This window comes from Cellulophaga sp. L1A9 (genome assembly GCF_009797025.1).
Lineage (GTDB): Bacteria > Bacteroidota > Bacteroidia > Flavobacteriales > Flavobacteriaceae > Cellulophaga.
Genome location: NZ_CP047027.1, coordinates 570,499 through 587,762 on the forward strand (window position 1 = coordinate 570,499; position 17,264 = coordinate 587,762).

9 protein-coding genes and 3 pseudogenes are annotated in these 17,264 nt (G+C 34.5%); all 12 read right to left on the reverse strand.

From position 1 onward, the window contains the following. Nucleotides 1-83: 83 nt before the first annotated feature. The gene (locus tag GQR94_RS02310; protein ID WP_199271520.1) at nucleotides 84-1,607 is read right to left on the reverse strand and encodes a sulfatase; all 1,524 of its coding nucleotides are present in this window, start codon (nucleotides 1,605-1,607) and stop codon (nucleotides 84-86) included. Further along, complete coding sequence (locus tag GQR94_RS02315; protein WP_158973909.1) at nucleotides 1,594-2,451, reverse strand: SGNH/GDSL hydrolase family protein; 858 nt, start codon at nucleotides 2,449-2,451, stop codon at nucleotides 1,594-1,596. Before GQR94_RS02315 ends, GQR94_RS02310 begins: the two co-directional genes overlap by 14 nt. Nucleotides 2,452-2,471: 20 nt before the next feature. Then, nucleotides 2,472-3,959, reverse strand: coding sequence for an alpha-L-fucosidase (locus tag GQR94_RS02320; protein ID WP_158973911.1), 1,488 nt, complete (start codon nucleotides 3,957-3,959; stop codon nucleotides 2,472-2,474). A gap of 21 nt (nucleotides 3,960-3,980) precedes the next feature. Beyond that, nucleotides 3,981-5,396 (reverse strand): sulfatase, encoded by a 1,416-nt coding sequence (locus GQR94_RS02325; protein ID WP_158973913.1) that lies wholly within the window; start codon nucleotides 5,394-5,396, stop codon nucleotides 3,981-3,983. Nucleotides 5,397-5,404: 8 nt separating this feature from the next. After that, complete coding sequence (locus tag GQR94_RS02330; protein WP_158973915.1) at nucleotides 5,405-8,818, reverse strand: T9SS type A sorting domain-containing protein; 3,414 nt, start codon at nucleotides 8,816-8,818, stop codon at nucleotides 5,405-5,407. A 32-nt stretch (nucleotides 8,819-8,850) separates the two neighbouring features. Further along, nucleotides 8,851-9,978, reverse strand: coding sequence for an alpha/beta hydrolase fold domain-containing protein (locus GQR94_RS02335; RefSeq protein ID WP_158973917.1), 1,128 nt, complete (start codon nucleotides 9,976-9,978; stop codon nucleotides 8,851-8,853). Nucleotides 9,979-10,008: 30 nt separating this feature from the next. After that, complete coding sequence (locus tag GQR94_RS02340; RefSeq protein WP_158973919.1) at nucleotides 10,009-11,823, reverse strand: arylsulfatase; 1,815 nt, start codon at nucleotides 11,821-11,823, stop codon at nucleotides 10,009-10,011. Nucleotides 11,824-11,879: 56 nt separating this feature from the next. Beyond that, nucleotides 11,880-13,667, reverse strand: coding sequence for an alpha-L-fucosidase (locus GQR94_RS02345; RefSeq protein ID WP_199271521.1), 1,788 nt, complete (start codon nucleotides 13,665-13,667; stop codon nucleotides 11,880-11,882). Nucleotides 13,668-14,399: 732 nt separating this feature from the next. Then, a pseudogene (locus GQR94_RS22895) lies at nucleotides 14,400-14,546 on the reverse strand (hypothetical protein); the annotation flags it as partial. Between the two features lie 16 nt (nucleotides 14,547-14,562). Continuing rightward, a pseudogene (locus GQR94_RS22900) lies at nucleotides 14,563-14,847 on the reverse strand (alpha-galactosidase); the annotation flags it as partial. Nucleotides 14,848-15,008: 161 nt separating this feature from the next. Beyond that, a pseudogene (locus GQR94_RS22905) lies at nucleotides 15,009-15,322 on the reverse strand (alpha-galactosidase). A 313-nt stretch (nucleotides 15,323-15,635) separates the two neighbouring features. After that, on the reverse strand, nucleotides 15,636-17,264 hold the full coding sequence (locus GQR94_RS02370) for a family 43 glycosylhydrolase (RefSeq protein ID WP_158973939.1): 1,629 nt from the start codon (nucleotides 17,262-17,264) through the stop codon (nucleotides 15,636-15,638).

The following is a 17,264-nucleotide window of genomic DNA, read 5'->3' on the forward strand; positions in this document are numbered from 1 at the left end:
CGTATCAAATTCAAAAAGTTACATGTTTATTCATCTGAAAATATTCTTAACCATAATAGCTACATAACATTAAGAAAATAAGTTTATTTACTTATCTCTCTTTTAAAAATAGACGTGTATTTATCATAACCATGGTATTGTACACCTTCGTTTTTCCAGTGTTTCAACTGCTCGTCATATAAATTTCTCATAGTGTTTAATTGATCTTTATGATCATCTTGTTTCGCTAAATTCACCATCTCATAAGGATCATTGACTATATCAAAGAGTTCTTCTGTTGGATGGATTCCTTTCTCTTTATCTTCATAATACCAAAAGACATATTTATACTGAGCGTCCATAACCGTTAAACAATGTGTTGCTTTAGGACCCCAAACTTGTATGATTGGTAAGGATGCTCTAATTCGGGTATTCGGGTTATCTAAAACAGGTCGTAAACTTTTACCATCGTAAATAGAAGGAATGTTAATCCCAGCAAAATCTAGAATTGTTGCCGTAATATCTACATTCCCAGTTATAGAAGTTGTGCTACTACCCTTATGTATTTTAGTGTAACGCGGATCAACAATAATTAGTGGTGTTCTAGCACCTTCTTCATATGGAAGTACTTTTGACCCTAAACCGTGAGAACCATTAAAGTAGCCGTTATCTGATGAAAAAATGATAATGGTATTGTCATCAATATTTAATTTTTTAAGCTGTTCCAAAACCATTCCAATAGAATAATCAACCCCATAAATTAGCTGATTGTATTTTCGTAGTTCTTCTTGATAGGTCTCGTCTTTATCATAGCCCCAATCTACAAATCGTGGATATTGCCTCCCCATCCTAGATTGCTCAGCAAGATGTTTACCTGCTTCTCTTCCGTAATTTGGTAATTTTCTAAACACAGTATTTTTATAAACTGTATCAAAAACTGGGTCTGGCTCTGCTGGCTTATGTGGTGCTTTAAAAAAAACACTCATGCAAAAAGGTTCATTACTCTTAACTGACTCATTAATAAAATCGATTGTAGCGGCGCCATAAGAACGGCTACTATGAGGATATTCTTGAGCATATTTAGCCATCGATTTGTTTTCAATAGTTTTGTAAGAGGTTTGCCCTGGACTTCCTCCCCAAAAATCAAAATCTTTTTTCGCTACTTCCCCTTCTTCTCCCCAACCTTCATCTGTATCTGAAACTGAAAAACCAAACTTACCTGCAAAACCTACCCGATAACCTGCTTCTTTTAATAATATCGGATATGAAGTTGACCATTGCTTAGTTTTTAGGGGTCCGTGATCAAAATTACAACCTGTTTTGTATTCGTATAGACCAGTCATGACATTAGCTCTACTTGCCATACAGATTGCAGTTGTATTATAATTTCTTTTAAAAACAACTCCGTTTTGAGCCAAAACATCAAGATTAGGTGTTTTTGTATTTGGATTACCATAATCTTTTTGGGTATCGTAAGCTTGATCATCCGTAAAAAAGAAAATAATGTTTGGCTTTTTCTCTTTATCTGTTTGGGAATTACAGGACTGTAATCCTAATAAACCAACAATTAATGACATATATAAAACACATAGATAATTCATTTTTCTATTAATTTTATTGAGATTCATATGCTTTAAATTTCGCGTTGATATTTTCTACTGATGGACAAGCTACAGGCTCTATCTCGAGTATTTCCGAAATGATCTTTGCCGTTTGAATACCTTGTTGTCTTGAACCTTCTGATTGGTAATGTACATTCCCAGGTCCCTCTGCATATGTTTTTTGCAACGGAATTGAAAATGTATACAAATCATTAATAATAATATCTGAATGATTTTTTAATACTTTCAATGCAACCTTATTATATTTCTTCGCATCGCCTGCAAACCTACCCTCTGCCCCATCAGGAACTGGTGTGGTTGTTGCAAAAATTAATTTAGCTTTTGGGTATGTATTTTTCAGATAAGAAATGATGTTGTTCAGATTTGATTCGTACACTTCTAAAGAAGACACCTGAATGCCTGCCTCTTTATTTAATTTGTTATCTGCCAAATACTTTAAATCATGTAAACCCACATTAAAATGAATGACATCCCATTCAAAATTCCAGCCATCTTTTAAGTATGGTTGGAATAAAGCTTTCTTGAAAACTTCCATATTGTTCACCAAATTATGACTTGAGTTGCCATTAACATGCAACCGCATCACATCTGCCTTATTTTCTAAAGAGGCTCTTACGTACTCCGTATATCCAATAGAAATAGAATCGCCATATAAAAAAACCTTAGGTAAATTAAGCGTAGGCTCTATGTATCTAAATTGATAACGGCTAGCATTAAATTTGCTCAGACCAATCCAAGCTTCTTTACAAATTTTACAACCGTTGTATAAAACTGCTCCTGCGATTTTTATAGGTGCAAAAAATGATAAACCTAATAACCCAATCCATTTTACAGATTCCCTTCTTTTCATCTTTTCAGTTATTTAAATTTTCAAAATAAAATTTCAAGGGCATAACCATTTGGGTTGGAAACTGATCCATTTAAATCCAACTCAAGTCCTTCTTCTGTTTGTTTCCATGTTAATTCCTTAACACTTCCTAACATCTTTACCGATTTTATTTCTTCTGCTTTTGAGACAGACAAACTTTCAATCAACAATTGTTTTCCTGATTGTGGATACTCCAAGGCTATAGCATATATTTTATTATCCTTTTGGGTGAACCAAAAATCTTGAGGTGTAAACGCAACTTTAAAACCATCTGCTGCTCTAGTATGTGTACCATTCATGTTCAGTTTTGTAGGTCCTTCATGGGTTGTTGTCCATTTGCGTGTGTTATAAATGGCTTCTCCATTTACATTTAACCACTTACCCACAGTTACTAAATTTTCTATAGATTCTTGTGGGACTTCACCTGAAGCTTTCGGTCCAATATTTAACATATAGTTGCCACCTTTACTCACAATTTCTGTCAACCAAAACAATAGTTCTTTTGGCGATTTCCAGTCGTGATCGTAAGACTTATAACCCCAAGAATTGTTTGTTGTACCAACAGTTTGCCAAGGTTTAGTTATAGCCAGATGATCATCAGGAATTTTATTGTCGCCAGGAATATCAAAATCACCTAATCCGTTACCAACCCTTGAATTCACTAACATTTTAGGCTGCAAATCGTAAGCTATTTGATAAAATTTTAAACTTTCTTCAGGGGTTACATAATGCGGATAATCATACCATAAGGTGGTCATATCAGGAAATTTGGTTAATATTTCCTTTACCTGTGGATACGCTTTATTATCTAAATATTCTGAAAATGTATTAGGGCTTGGATCCCAAGTATTCACACCTGCTTTACGTTTTACTCTGTCATGTAATTCTCCTCCTGCAGCCAAATATTCAGAAAGACCAGAATCATTACTATCCATCCAATCAATATTATGCGAATAATACAGTCCAAAATCAATCCCATACTCTTTACACGCATCATAAAGCTGCTTTACTACATCCATTTTATAAGGCGTTGCATCCACAATATCATATTTGCTAACGTTAGAATCGTACATAGCAAACCCATCATGATGTTTAGAAGTGATTACTAGATATTTCATTCCTGCATCTTTCGCTAGTTTTACAATGGCATCTGCGTCAAATTCCATTGGATTAAATTGTGTTGCCAATTGCGCGTATTCATCTCTTGGAATTTCAGCTCCAAATTGAATCCATTCAGCTACTCTAGGTCCTTTCAATTCTTCCATTTTTTTTCCTTTCCATATACCTCCTGGAATGGCATATAATCCCCAATGAATGAACATACCATATTTGGCATCATTAAAGGCTTCCTTAGATTTCTCTTTCGACGCACTCATTTCATCATAGGTAAGCTCTGGATTTTCTTGCTCTTTACTTTTTGCTTGTTGCTGTTTACAACTCGTAAAACCAAAAACCAATACAACTAACACTATTTTTATCCTTTGTTTCATATGTTCTAAACAATTACCTTTTTAATCCTTTACCTTCTTTACTTTTCCCTTTTTAATAGGTGTTTTTGTCTTATTTCTTGCCGCAGTCAAACAGCATTCCGCCGGTTCTTCAGGAAGCGTTTTTTTCCAATCAGTCAATAGGCTCAAAAGTTCTTCTACTTTTTTAGGATTGCTTTCCGTAAGATTATGTTCTTCCTTCCAATCCTTTTTAATATTGTACAACTCATGTTTCTTACCTTCAACATCTACAACTAATTTCCAACCATGATCTTGAACACCCATAGATGGCCAAGTATATTCTTTACTAGTACCACCTCGCCATTCCCAGAAAATAGGTTTGCTTCTTTCAAAATTTTCTCCTTTAAAAGCTGACATAATACTCTCGCCATCTGGTTGATACTCTTTTGGCATTTCAATTCCTGCAACTTCAAAAAAAGTAGGCAACAAATCTACTGCAGTTACTGACGAAGGTTTATCCACAATACCTTTTGGAATTACACTTGGCCACTTGGCAACAAAAGGAACACGAATACCTCCTGCAAACAAAGATCTTTTTTGACCTTTTAAACCTCCTGTTTCTCCTACCGAATAGTATTTTCCAAGTCCCTCTTCATCGTCTTCTTTATGTTGTTTCTCTTCCTCTGTACCTTCCCATTCTGGACCATTGTCTGTAGAAAAAACAACTAGAGTATTTTCATCAATATCTAATTCCTCCAGCAGCTTCATGATCCTTCCAACGGCTTCATCGCCTTCTGCAATTATAGAAGCATATACTTGTTTTTTATCGTCCAAATTATCAAACTCTTCCATGAATTTTAGCAACGGATAGTGTGCTGTATGTGCCTCATGCAACCATAAATTGATTAAGAAAGGCTTTGCTTTATTTCTTTTGATAAAATCTTCCGCATAATCTACACCTACAGATCCTGCTTTAGGAATATTAATGTTTTTAGAGCCGTTAAAAGTGGCATACTCATCATATCCATAAGCACTTTCTTTTGGCATATCTGGTGCGGAACCTAAATGCCATTTTCCGAAATGAGCTGTAACATATCCCGCTTTTTGAAATTCTTTCGGAAATGACATTCCATTTGGATCCATCCAATCTGGCATACCTCTTTTTTCATGTGCTTTCCATCCTTGAAAATGTTGGTGAATGGATTGCCTTGCTGGAAATTGGCCGGTCATAACAGCCACTCTACTTGGTGAACAAACAGGACTATTTACTGTGAAATCAGCAAAGTCCATTCCTTCACTAATCATTTTATCAATGTTAGGTGTTTTTACCCAAGAACTGCCATGAGCACTCAAATCGCCATAACCCCAGTCATCTGCAAAAATGAAAATGATATTAGGTTTTTGCTTATTTGATTCCGTTTGTGCATGTATTCCTATAGGAATCAATAGGTAAAATAGGATTATTATTGTTTTTTTCATTTTTTTAATTATTTTTTTATAATTCGGAACGGCTTACTTTTTTGTCCGTTCGCTGTGATAATTACAAAATAAATTCCACGTCTGAAACCGGATAAACTAAGTGCGTAATTTGAAGTGCCTTGTTGTAATAAAATTTCATTACTTAATCGAACTCTTCCAAGAATATCAACTACTTGTAATTGTCCATTCCCACTAGTACTACTGCTAATTTTAATTGTAGTTTCTGAATCCATAGGATTTGGAAATACAGAAATCACTTCAAGTGACGCTGCAGTCCCACCGCCACAACCACCTAGGGTTGCGCCTATTCTTAAGAAAGTATTTACAGCAAAGGGTGGTAAACATAAAGATTTTCCTTTATAGCAAACCTGTACCATATATCCTTTATATCCACAGCTTACATCAGTTACATTTACAATTATCGTACCCGAGGTAGAGCAACCGTTTTCATCTGTAACTGTTAAAGTATACGTAGTTGTCTCCTCCGGAGAAACCGAAATTGTACTTGTGGTCTCTCCTGTACTCCATACATAGGTGTAATCACCGGTACCACCAATAATTGATTCTGGTTCCAAAGTAGCCATTTCAGTCAAATATCCAACATTAATATCTTGATCTTCGATCATGGTAATTACAATAGGTTCTATTGCATTAATGGTGAATTCTTGAGTTAATGTGTTTCCAAGCTGATCCTTAATTTCAACAAAATAGTCGCCAGCTGCCAAATCTTCAGCAATTTGGTTTTCTTGTCCATCACTCCATAAATAGCTGTAAGGTGGTTGGCCTCCTATACCCTTTACAGTTGCAGTTGCAGTCTCTTCATCTGCACATAGTAGTGGCGTAGTAATAAGTGATACCAACTCTAAGTCTGGGGTTGGAAAATCGAACTTAACTAGCACATTTATCCCCTCAACCGACCATTTATTGGTTGCTGATGCATTACCAACTCCAATCGCAAAATCGGTGATGTTTTCAATTCCGGTGGAGGCATCCAAAAATATTTCCTCTGGTGTTGAAGATAATCTACTTAAATTAGTAATGACTTCATCTACTTTTAGTGAAACACGATCATTTGCAGATTGTGCATTGACAACAATTACAGATTTAAATACTGCCGTTATGTCTTCTACGCTTAATAGACTTCCATTGGCTGAGAAATCTATAATTTGGATATTATTTATGCTTTTTACCCAATCGTTATCACTTCCGGTAAAAATGTCATCACTATTTGCATTTGTTCCATCACCTAAACCCCAAGCATATTCTGTAGACACGCCTCCCGAAAGACCTGAAATTACCGCTGCCTCACTAGGAGGTGTTACATCGATAGCGATTTTATAGGTAGCTAAACCATCTGTTGCTATTTGAGTTTCTGAAATCATTGTAGCTACCTCACCAATTCCATAATTAGTTGTTGGAGTTGCCTTAATTTCTACTGGTACACCATCAGAAGTATCCAAAGGATCTACTATTACTTGTAATTGTACGTCAGTTGAATGTGAACCATCACTAAGATTAAGAGTAATGATGTTATCGCCAACATGATCTATCTCTGGTGTTCCACTTAAATACCAAATACCTTCAGATAATTTTTCTACAGTAAGCCAATCTTCACCAGCACCAACAGTTATATTAAGATCATCATCTTCAAAATCATAAAAATCTACACCTTCTTCCAAATAATATTCAAACAACTCTTGAACTGATGTATTTTCTAAAACGATAGAACTTACTTTCCAAACAGGAGAACCATCACCAGGATTGGTAAATCCATCAGGATTAGATTTCACCTTCAAGGTCACTTCTCTATTTCTACCTCCATCTATATCTTCGGCTTTTAATTCGAAAGTATACGCTGTATTTTCGGTTTCCGTAGGTGTTCCTTTTAAAGTCCAAACTCCATCTTCAGTTTCAGTTATTGTTAACCATGCTGGAGCTTCGTCACCAATTATAGAAAGATTAGTAACTCCAACGTTTTCTGGATCCCAAAAATCTTCACCTTCCACTAATATATGCTCATAGTTTTGACCTGGAATTATATCGGACAAAATGGTATATTGTCTCGCCCAATTTGGCGCGCCCGGAAATTGAAATTCGCTAAGGTTAGCATCTACCAATTCTAATTGCCTCAGCGCATAGGGTTGAAGCGTAAGTTCTGGATTATTATTAAGATTAGTTCTCATCAATGGTGTTCCCCAAGTGATACCGCCTCCATTAATCAATCCTACATTATTCCATTCTACAAATTCCTCATCGGTTAAACAAGGTACGCCGCCGTCATTCCAAGATGAAGTACTCTGCTTTGGAAAGAAATGTGCTACAACATTATCATTCCAACTAATATCATCATTGGTATATGGGAAACCATTTGTATCTCTCATATATTCACAAATACCAAAATTAACCCTATATAATGGATCTCTTGGTTCAACCATATTTCCAGCACCTCCAAAAGGATGTCCAAATTTATAATCCTCAAAAAGTGAAGGTTTTACATATGGAATAAACGGGTCACTATCGCGATCTCCAATACCATTATTAAATGTTACACCTGCTTGTGGATTTCCTGCGTGAACAGCATCCGCAAAAGCTTGAAATACTCTTTGGTCATCTATATTACCAGTACTATAATCGTCTCCAGCTCCTCCACCAATATTCACATGTGCAGCATCAAAACACCAAGCATCAATCAAATCACCATAACGCATAGCATAATCTTTTAGAATAAATTCTGCATAACTGAACATATATGGTCGTCTATCGTCATTAACACCATCTATGTGATATGATTTACTATTAATAAATGCTTGAACTGTAGGATTGGTATCGCAATATTCCTTCCAGCGATCTGAAAAGTCAGGGAATGCTTCTGGTGCACTACCAAAAGCTTCCCATTGTAACAAATTAGCAGAATTTACATATACCTCCGTTTTCAGTCCTGCTGCTTTTATAGCCTTAAGCCAACTTAAAAACGGATCTGGTACTGAAGCTCGCGGTACAACCAAATTTATTGGCTGCCCATCTGGACCAAGATCACCTTGCCACAAACTTTCTAAAATAGTGTGTGGTGCTGTATGCACTGGGGAATAGATGTATGGACTTGCTAAACCTACCTGCACGAAATCTACAGTTTTAAGGTGTTGTATTTGATTTAAGAAACCATCTATTGAAACGCCTTCTATATTTCCATTATAATTGTTTTCAGGTAACCATAATAAACCTAATGATCCTCGCATCCAATCCACGCGTGTTCCCAGATTTGGGTCTGGCACTTGAGCATAAGTTGACATTGCTGAAAACAAGCAGACGCCTAAAAACAACAGGTTCATTTTAATCTGAAGCGATTTTTTTCTAAAGACATCCATAGTAAAATCTATGTTGTAATCCTTTCGAATTGTTTTAAAAGAGTAGCTTGTTTTCATAATTGTTGGTTTTAGTAATTAATAAAACTTGGTTATTTATATTTCATAAAAAAGTCCACTGTTTTTTCTGTGATTTCTTCTAATGTTGGGTCTATTTCTCCTCCTGCTTTTCTCCAATTATGGCCTGCATTTTTTACGATAAACATATCTACATTCGCTTGGATACTATCTGCTTTTTCTTTCATATGATATGCATGTCCAACAGGTATAGTCGTATCATTATCCGCTGCCATCATAAATAATGGCGGACTGTTTTCTGTTAAATAAAATATTGGACTCATCTCTTTATACATTGCCTCTATTTTTTCAGGATTTGACTCTTCTTTTGTAATTCTAGAACCAAACCGATCAGCTTCTTTTGTAGGATCATCAGTTTCAAATAATTTTTTAATTGTGAAATCAGAAGGACCATACCATGAAACACCGGCAATTACTTTATAAGAATTTCCGTAAAGGTTTTCATCTCCTTTAAATGCGTCTGGGTCAGCAAGTGCTAACATTTGAGCAATATGACCTCCAGCCGAATCTCCAAAAACATAAACTTTATCAGTATCAAGGTTTAAAGAATCACTATGTTTTGAAAGATATCGTAGTGCATCCATAGCATCAATTACGCAATCACGCATTAGAACAGATTTTTGTTTTGTAAGGCTGTAGTTAACCGAAACTACTGCAAAACCTTGTTCCACAAGTTCAGCCATTGGGGCTTCCATAGGCGCTTTAACAATGTTTTCTTTACTTCCGTTAAACCAACCACCGCCATGAGTGTATATTATTATTGGGTATTTGTTAGCTTCTGCTTTTTTTGATGGATAATAAATATCTAAATACAAATCTTCTTCTTTTGTTGATTTGTACTTTACATTTAAATTAATATCCCCTTTAGTTTTTAAATAAGGTATTTCAAATTTTGAAAATTCTTCAAAAGAAAGTTTTCCGTCATTATCAGTATCGTATTTGTTTATTTGATTCCATATCTGAAACAATTCAGTTCTTTCTAAGAAATCAGTTTTATCACTATCTAATTTTTGAAATTCACTTTTTGAATCAACTTTAGAAGCTTCCAGTTGTGAATGCAAGTCTAATGTTCCAAAACATAGAAAGCATATTACAAGTATTACAGATACTCGATGTATTTTATGTGAAAATAATATCCTCATTTTTTTTGAATAAAATCAATACTGAGATAATTAATTGGTTTGTTTTTCAACGTTTACATAAAAAGCATTTGTTAATTCTCCATTTTCCAACTCGAACCATGCTAACAACTCCGTTTTTCCTTTTCCAACTTCTAATTCTAAATCGGCTGATTGAGCAGCATTGTTTGCATCCACTGAAACTTCTTGATCTCCGATTTTCAAGAAAGCTTTTTTAAACTTCATTGCCTTTCCTCGAATTCTAGCATCTGTTGTTTCAGTTGCCGGAATTTCATCTGGGATTTCAGCTCCTAAAGACACTTTACTTTCAGCTGGCCAACGTCTTAATTTAAACTTGTAGGTTCCTTCATTAATAAAATTCACGAAAAAAGGTGCTGGTTTCATTGGTACGCCCTCCCTAATTAATGTTTGATTCCAAGGTGGAAAATAATCTATAGTTCTAGCATCATGACAGGTAATTACCTCGTCTTCATCTACACCTAAATCAATAGTTGAATACTTGGTTTCTTTAATAACACTTTCCCACCATGTGTTATAAAATGCATTCATATTATCTACTTTATCAGGATGTTGATCAGCTATATTAGTTATTTGTCCAGGATCGGTTGCAGTATTGTATAATTCAGTACCATTTACTAGCCTCCAATCACCATTCATAACACTGCTATTTTTTCCTTTTACAGGCCATGAAATTCGCTGGGTATCTGTAACTAAATAACGGTCCTTAATTTTTGATGTACCTAATATATAAGTGCTAATATCTGTACCATCTATTACCTTTTCAGATTTATACTCAATTCCTGCAAGTGAAGTTAGTGTTGGCAATATATCAACATGTGCCGTTAAATCTGAAAGTGATTTTCCAGCTTCCAATTTTCCATTTGGCCACCTGATGATAAAAGGAACTCTATGCCCACCATCATATTCACTAGCTTTTGTACCACGCATTCCAGCATTATAACCATGTACCTCTCCTGTTTTGTCATCTACTTTATAACCATTTGAAGTTCCATTATCTGTGGTGAAAACAACAATGGTATTGTCTGCTATTTTTAATTCGTCTAATTTCTTTAACAGTCTAGAAAAGTTATCATCTATATTGGTTATCATGCCATAAAAACGCTTTTGTGTTTCTATCAAACTTTCTTCGTTTTTATACATATCATAATATTCTTGCGGAACATTATATGGAGAATGTGGCGCATTTAAGCTCAGATAACATAAAAATGGATTTTCCTTTTTAGTTTCAATGAATTTAATAGCTTCATCAAACCAAATATCTGTACAATAACCCTCAACTTTTTCTGGTTTGTCATTTCTAAAATAAGTATCATCAAAATAGTCATTATTCCAATAATCTGGGGTTTGACCAACACCTCCTCCTCCATGATAAAAAGTTTCTTCAAAACCACGTTCATATGGCGCAAATGGATGATTGTCACCTAAATGCCATTTACCGAACATACCTGTTTTATATCCGTTTTCTTTAAAGACATTGGCCATAGTAACTTCTTCTCTATTTAAAATAGAAGCCCCCATAATGGTATGCCACACGCCATTTCTATTGCAATTTCTTCCCGTTAGCAATCCTGCTCTTGTAGGAGCACACGTTGTACCTACGTGGTAATTTGTTAAACTCACCCCTTGTGTAGCAAACTTATCAATGGTAGGCGTTTTGATAATTGTATTTCCGTTATGACCTAAATCTCCATACCCTTGATCATCCGTTATTACTATAATTATGTTGGGTTTAGTAGCTGTAACCTCTGCTTCTTCTTTTTTAGATTTGCACGAAATCGTTATAGTAATTAAGGCTAATAAGACTAAGAATTTGCTAAAATTTGTCATTGATTTTATGTTAGTTTTATTTAATTCAATAGAATTTTAAACACGTTAATGCATAATTATTGAATAGGTTTAATAATGATTGCTTTTAAGCTAGATGTTTCAGGGTTACCTTCTACCAATGAAACTTTTATTGTGTGCTTCCCTGCCGTTTTAAATTCTAAAATCCCCATAGGATAAGGCTGATACTTCTCTGTTGCTGCTTGCTGGTTTTGCACCATAATTCCTTCATCTGTAATTGTTTTCCAAACCAAACGATCTTCTCCCTTATAGATTAATTCTAAATAATAATAACCTGGTTCTAATACATTTACTTCCCATTCTGCTTCTCCATTTTTATCCCATTTGCTTACTTGAGTAGTTTTTTTCCATTCGCCAAATTTTTCCATCCATCTAATCGATTTCTTTTCAGCATTGGAAACTTTCGCAAAATCAGTTAAAATTGTATTTTGAATATTTGGATAAATACCATGGGTTTGTACTACATCAGCCTTATTTTTTAATTTAACTTCAATAACAGAAACTGGAGAATCTGGAGTTTGGAAAGGAACTTCAAAAATGGTCCAATTGTTTTTCTTTGTGAATTTAAGATCATTTGAGTCTCCTACTATATTTGCTGATAGCATATTGGTTTCTAAACCTGGTAGATACAATTTTCCATCTTGTGGCCAATCAAACACTGAAAAAAATAAAGAATTTCCTTGTGTTGTAACATCTCCCCATGGCAAAGCATGCCCCCAAGGGGAACTTCCTGCACCATAAACAACTTGTGGATATTTTTGAATCCATTGTCCAGCTTGTTCTAAAAATTGCGCACCTATTTCCGGCACACTACCATCTCCTTTAGGTCCAATATTAAATAAATAAGTTCCTCCTCTTCCAACTGTGGAAATCAATCTATGTAAAATTTCCTTCGGACTTTTAAAGTTATTATCGTACCATGCATACGACCAAGAATCATTATTGGTATCGCAACTTTCCCATAAAATATCTAAATTAACAGGTGGCACTTCCATGTCTCCATGACTAACATAATCCCCTAAACCATAACCAACTCGACTACAAAGCATGGTATTAGGCTGTAACTCTCTTACCATATCTGCTAATTCAACTACATATTCTTCTGGCATACCTCCCGGAGTATCAAACCATACAAAATCGATATCTCCGTAATTAGAACAAATTTCTTTTACCTGTGGTTTGCATTTATTGTAGAAATAGTTTTTAAAAGAAGCTTTAGTTCCATTAGCGTTTTTTTCTGGACCACCAGCAGCCCCAGGTGTAGTCCAATCTTGATAATGTGAATAATAAAAACCAAAACCTAATCCTATCTCATGACATGCAGCTGATAATTCTTTCATTGGATCGCGCCCAAAAGGGGTTGCGTCAACAATATTGAAATCGCTTGCTTTAGAATCGAACATTGCAAATCCTTCATGATGCTTACTGGTAATGATGATATATTTCATACCCGCATCTTTTGCCAATTTCGCAATAGCTTTAGCATCAAACTTTGTTGGATTGAAGTCTTTTGCAACTTCCATATATTCTTGATGAGGAATATTAGCTACTCTTGGATTCATTAGCCATTCACCAATACCATAATACGTTTTATCTTTCCATTTCCCACCTAAGTCTGAAAACAAACCCCAATGAATAAACATTCCGAAATTATTTTGATCAAAAAACTTTCCTCTTCCCTCTCTTATGTTATTATCTACAACTGAATTTTCTCCCCACATTTCATCCATACTCTCCTGATTTTTTACTGGATCTTGAGAGAACCCGCATAAAGTAAAAAGCACATATGCCAATATTGGTAAAAAATGATTTCTTTTTTTTAACATATATATAATCTTTAAAAAGGATGGGAATAAAATTTGTTCCTATATTTTGCCTCTGGAAAATTCTAAATATTTTCACATAAAATCCAATCAAAAAAACTCAAATTTAATAATTTTATATATTCACTTTATAGCAAAAAAATATCATGAAAAATGTAAATTAATCAAAATAACTTTTAATAAAAGTGATGTATTTACGAAAAAACAATTATATAATATAAAATTAATTAATTTGTTCACCTACAAATATGCATTCAAAATAAGCAAAACACTTACTCGCGTCGTGCTTTTTTATTGCTGAAATCAACTTGGTTGAATTCAGCAACTATCTGTCCTTAGTTTTCAATGTATTTATTGTCTTTATTTGCTCAAATCAATCATGTGGTTATTCAAATAAGTGTTTTATTATTCTTCAGTCAATTTAAATACAGTACTTTCAAGGGTCTTTCTTAAATTAATCCATATGCCTACACTCATGAATACCTCTCCCAATACCAATTGATTATTATTAACTAATATGAGACATTTCGCCTTCCATATTAATTTCGTTTACACGATGGATGGCTTCGGATTTTAATCCCTGCATTTTCACACTATTCCTTTCATATCTGGGATGATTAGTATGACTAAAAACCATTAACAAGGCTTAATCTTTATTTTTAGAGATATAGTTTATGGTTGCATACCCGTCCTCACAATAATGTGAAAGCAAGGGATATAAATCTCCGAATTGAACTATCGGCCGAATAGCTTTATAAAGAGTAATACCATCATTTGCAAATTCAACTTTTTTTCTTCCAAGTCATCAGGACGTAATTCTATTCTCATACGGCCACTCATAGCTACATCAAACCTAAACTTTAAAGACGCTTGTCTTCCTGTTTGATGATTTGGTTATTTAGTCGCATGAGCTGCAGTGGCAATTGGCGGTTAAAATGATTGGTTCCCATTGGATAAATAACCGTTCATAAGTATCTGAATTGTCGCTTGCCAAAAATTCATGTGTATACTTCATTGAACCTAAATCTACGCGTCCACGACCAGAAGCGCAGGCCTGAATAATAGTTGTAGGATGATTTTTCTCAAGTCGTTTTAGTACATTTTCTAAACCTCCCGTATAATCAATGAAAAGATGAGATTGTTTTTTCTCTTCTAGAGAAGTAGAATTGAAGTTCTGCAAATACCTATTTGCATCCCTTTAAGCATATGCGATATAGAGAGAGGTGATGTTAAAATATTATCTACAATGTTAAATACAAATTCCTGAACTTCAGGATTAGAAAAATCAAGTAAAAGCTGATTACTTTCTAACAATAGCTCTCGCTCATTCTTCCGTTGTAGAATTCATTCAGGGTGATTTTCTGCCAATTTACTTTTAGGATTTACCAGTTCTTGTTCCACCCAAATACCAAAACGCGTACCTTTTGATTGCGCATAATTAATAAGCTGGCCCTGACCTATTGAAAGTTTCTTTTTATTTACCCTCCAATCACCCAATCCTGCCTTGACACTATCTCTTGGATATTCATTTCCAAACCCACATCATCAAGTACAAAAACCTCAACACCAATTTCTGCAGCTCCATCCATCATCGATTTAAGTTTGTCTGCATCAAAATAAGCACCTTCCCAACTATGTAGCCTTAGTACCATTGGCATGTGTTACCATTAAAGCGAATTCATTAGAGGCCCCATTCCCAAAACTAGGGTAAGCCATAATAAAAACCACAGTCATGTTTTCTAAACCTTGAGTATTTGGTATACGCTGACCATCGTGTGGTTGAAATACCTTTTTGTTCTATTTAACTTAAAAAATTATCGAATTATTACTCGTTTGAATATGTATAAGTTGTGAATACAGATTAGTGTTAATTAAAAAGCAGGTAGCTACAACCAAAAATATATTTTTGATTTTCATATTACCATATTGTTTCGTTTATAACTCGTATTTCATTGCGTATTTATCAATTTTTTATTTTTCTTTTAACACGACATTATCCCAATATCCAATTCCATTAAATTCTGTAGAAGTCGAACAACGCAACTGTAATTTGGAAATAGCTCCACTATTAAAAACACCCTTAAACTCGACCCATTCACCTGCTTTTATAGTTGCATCAAGCTCAAATTTGCAGCTCTCATCAAAGCTCCCATTGGTATCAAAAATCACTTTTCCTTTAGCCTTTGCATCAATTTTAAGTTGAACACTCAACTCGTAATTGGTATTAGCTTTAAGTTCAACATTTTGAATTAGTTCCTTGGCATCTCCTTTTCCGTTAAATTTTAAGGCATAATACCCTTTTGCAGTCTGATCCAAATATTGATGATAAAATTTAGGTGAACGGGTGACCCAATATTTTAGTTGATCTTGTGTAGCGAGTTCGAAAGATGGGTTTTTTATAAGATTCTCAACTTCCGTTTTGGAAATTTTTAAAGACGAAATCATATCATTACAGTCAATAACATTTAAATCAATTCTATCTTCACCAAAACTCCAAGATCTACCTTTAAAATTGTCCCTTTTAAAACCTTCCACAACATAACCTTTTGGAATTTCTAAAGATGATATTTCATTTGGTTGAATGCCTTGTTTTTCCAAATCAGCTTGATTATAATTCCCTACAGACAAACTACCCATCATACCATTAAAATTAATATCCTTATGAAAAGTAGGTAATTGTACACCAAGGGTTTGTTTTACCATTTGAATGGTACCATCTTCGTTAAAATAAATAGGATCAAAACAAATAGAACGATTTGTTGCAATACCTCCTGATAAATTTCCATTGTGATAAAACACATACCATTGTCCTTTAAATTCTACAACAGAACCATGCATAGTAATAACATCTGTACTATCTACAAATACTCCTTTGCATTCAAAAGGTCCATAAGGATTATCACTTATGGCATATCGCATTTTATTACGTTTTGGAAAATCGTCAGGATAAATGATGTAATATTTTCCCTTACGTTTAAACATCCATAAACCTTCTCTAAAACCATCTAAACCTTCTATTGAATGTGGTTCTCCATCAATCTCCATCATATTTTCTTTCAGTTTATAACCTGTTGGATCTCCTTCACCACCTATAAACAGATAAGACTGACCGTCATCATCAGTAAAAACACAAGGGTCTATTAACGACTTCAAACCTTTTATATAACCTTGTTCTTTGAAACCTGAATTAGGACTTTTACTGGTTGCAACACCAATTTTCCAAGTATCTCTACCTTGTCCTGATCTATGCGGAAAATAATAGTAATATATTCCGTTTTTATAGGCAGCATCTGGTGCCCACATAAATCCTCCTTCTTTACGCCCCCATTCTACTTGACTGGAATGAAGTATTTGTCCATGATCTTTCCAAGTAATCATGTCATCAGTAGAAAAAACATGATAACCATCCATAGTTTTATATCCTTTGGGAGGTGCCACATCTGAAGATGGATACACATACAAGCGGCCATCCTGCCAAACATGTGCGGAAGGGTCTGCAGTAAACATGTGGCTTATTATAGGGTTTGAACGGCGATTTTGTGCTTCAATTTTTACAAATGAAACTAGAGATATAACGACTAAAAATATTTTTGTTTTCAT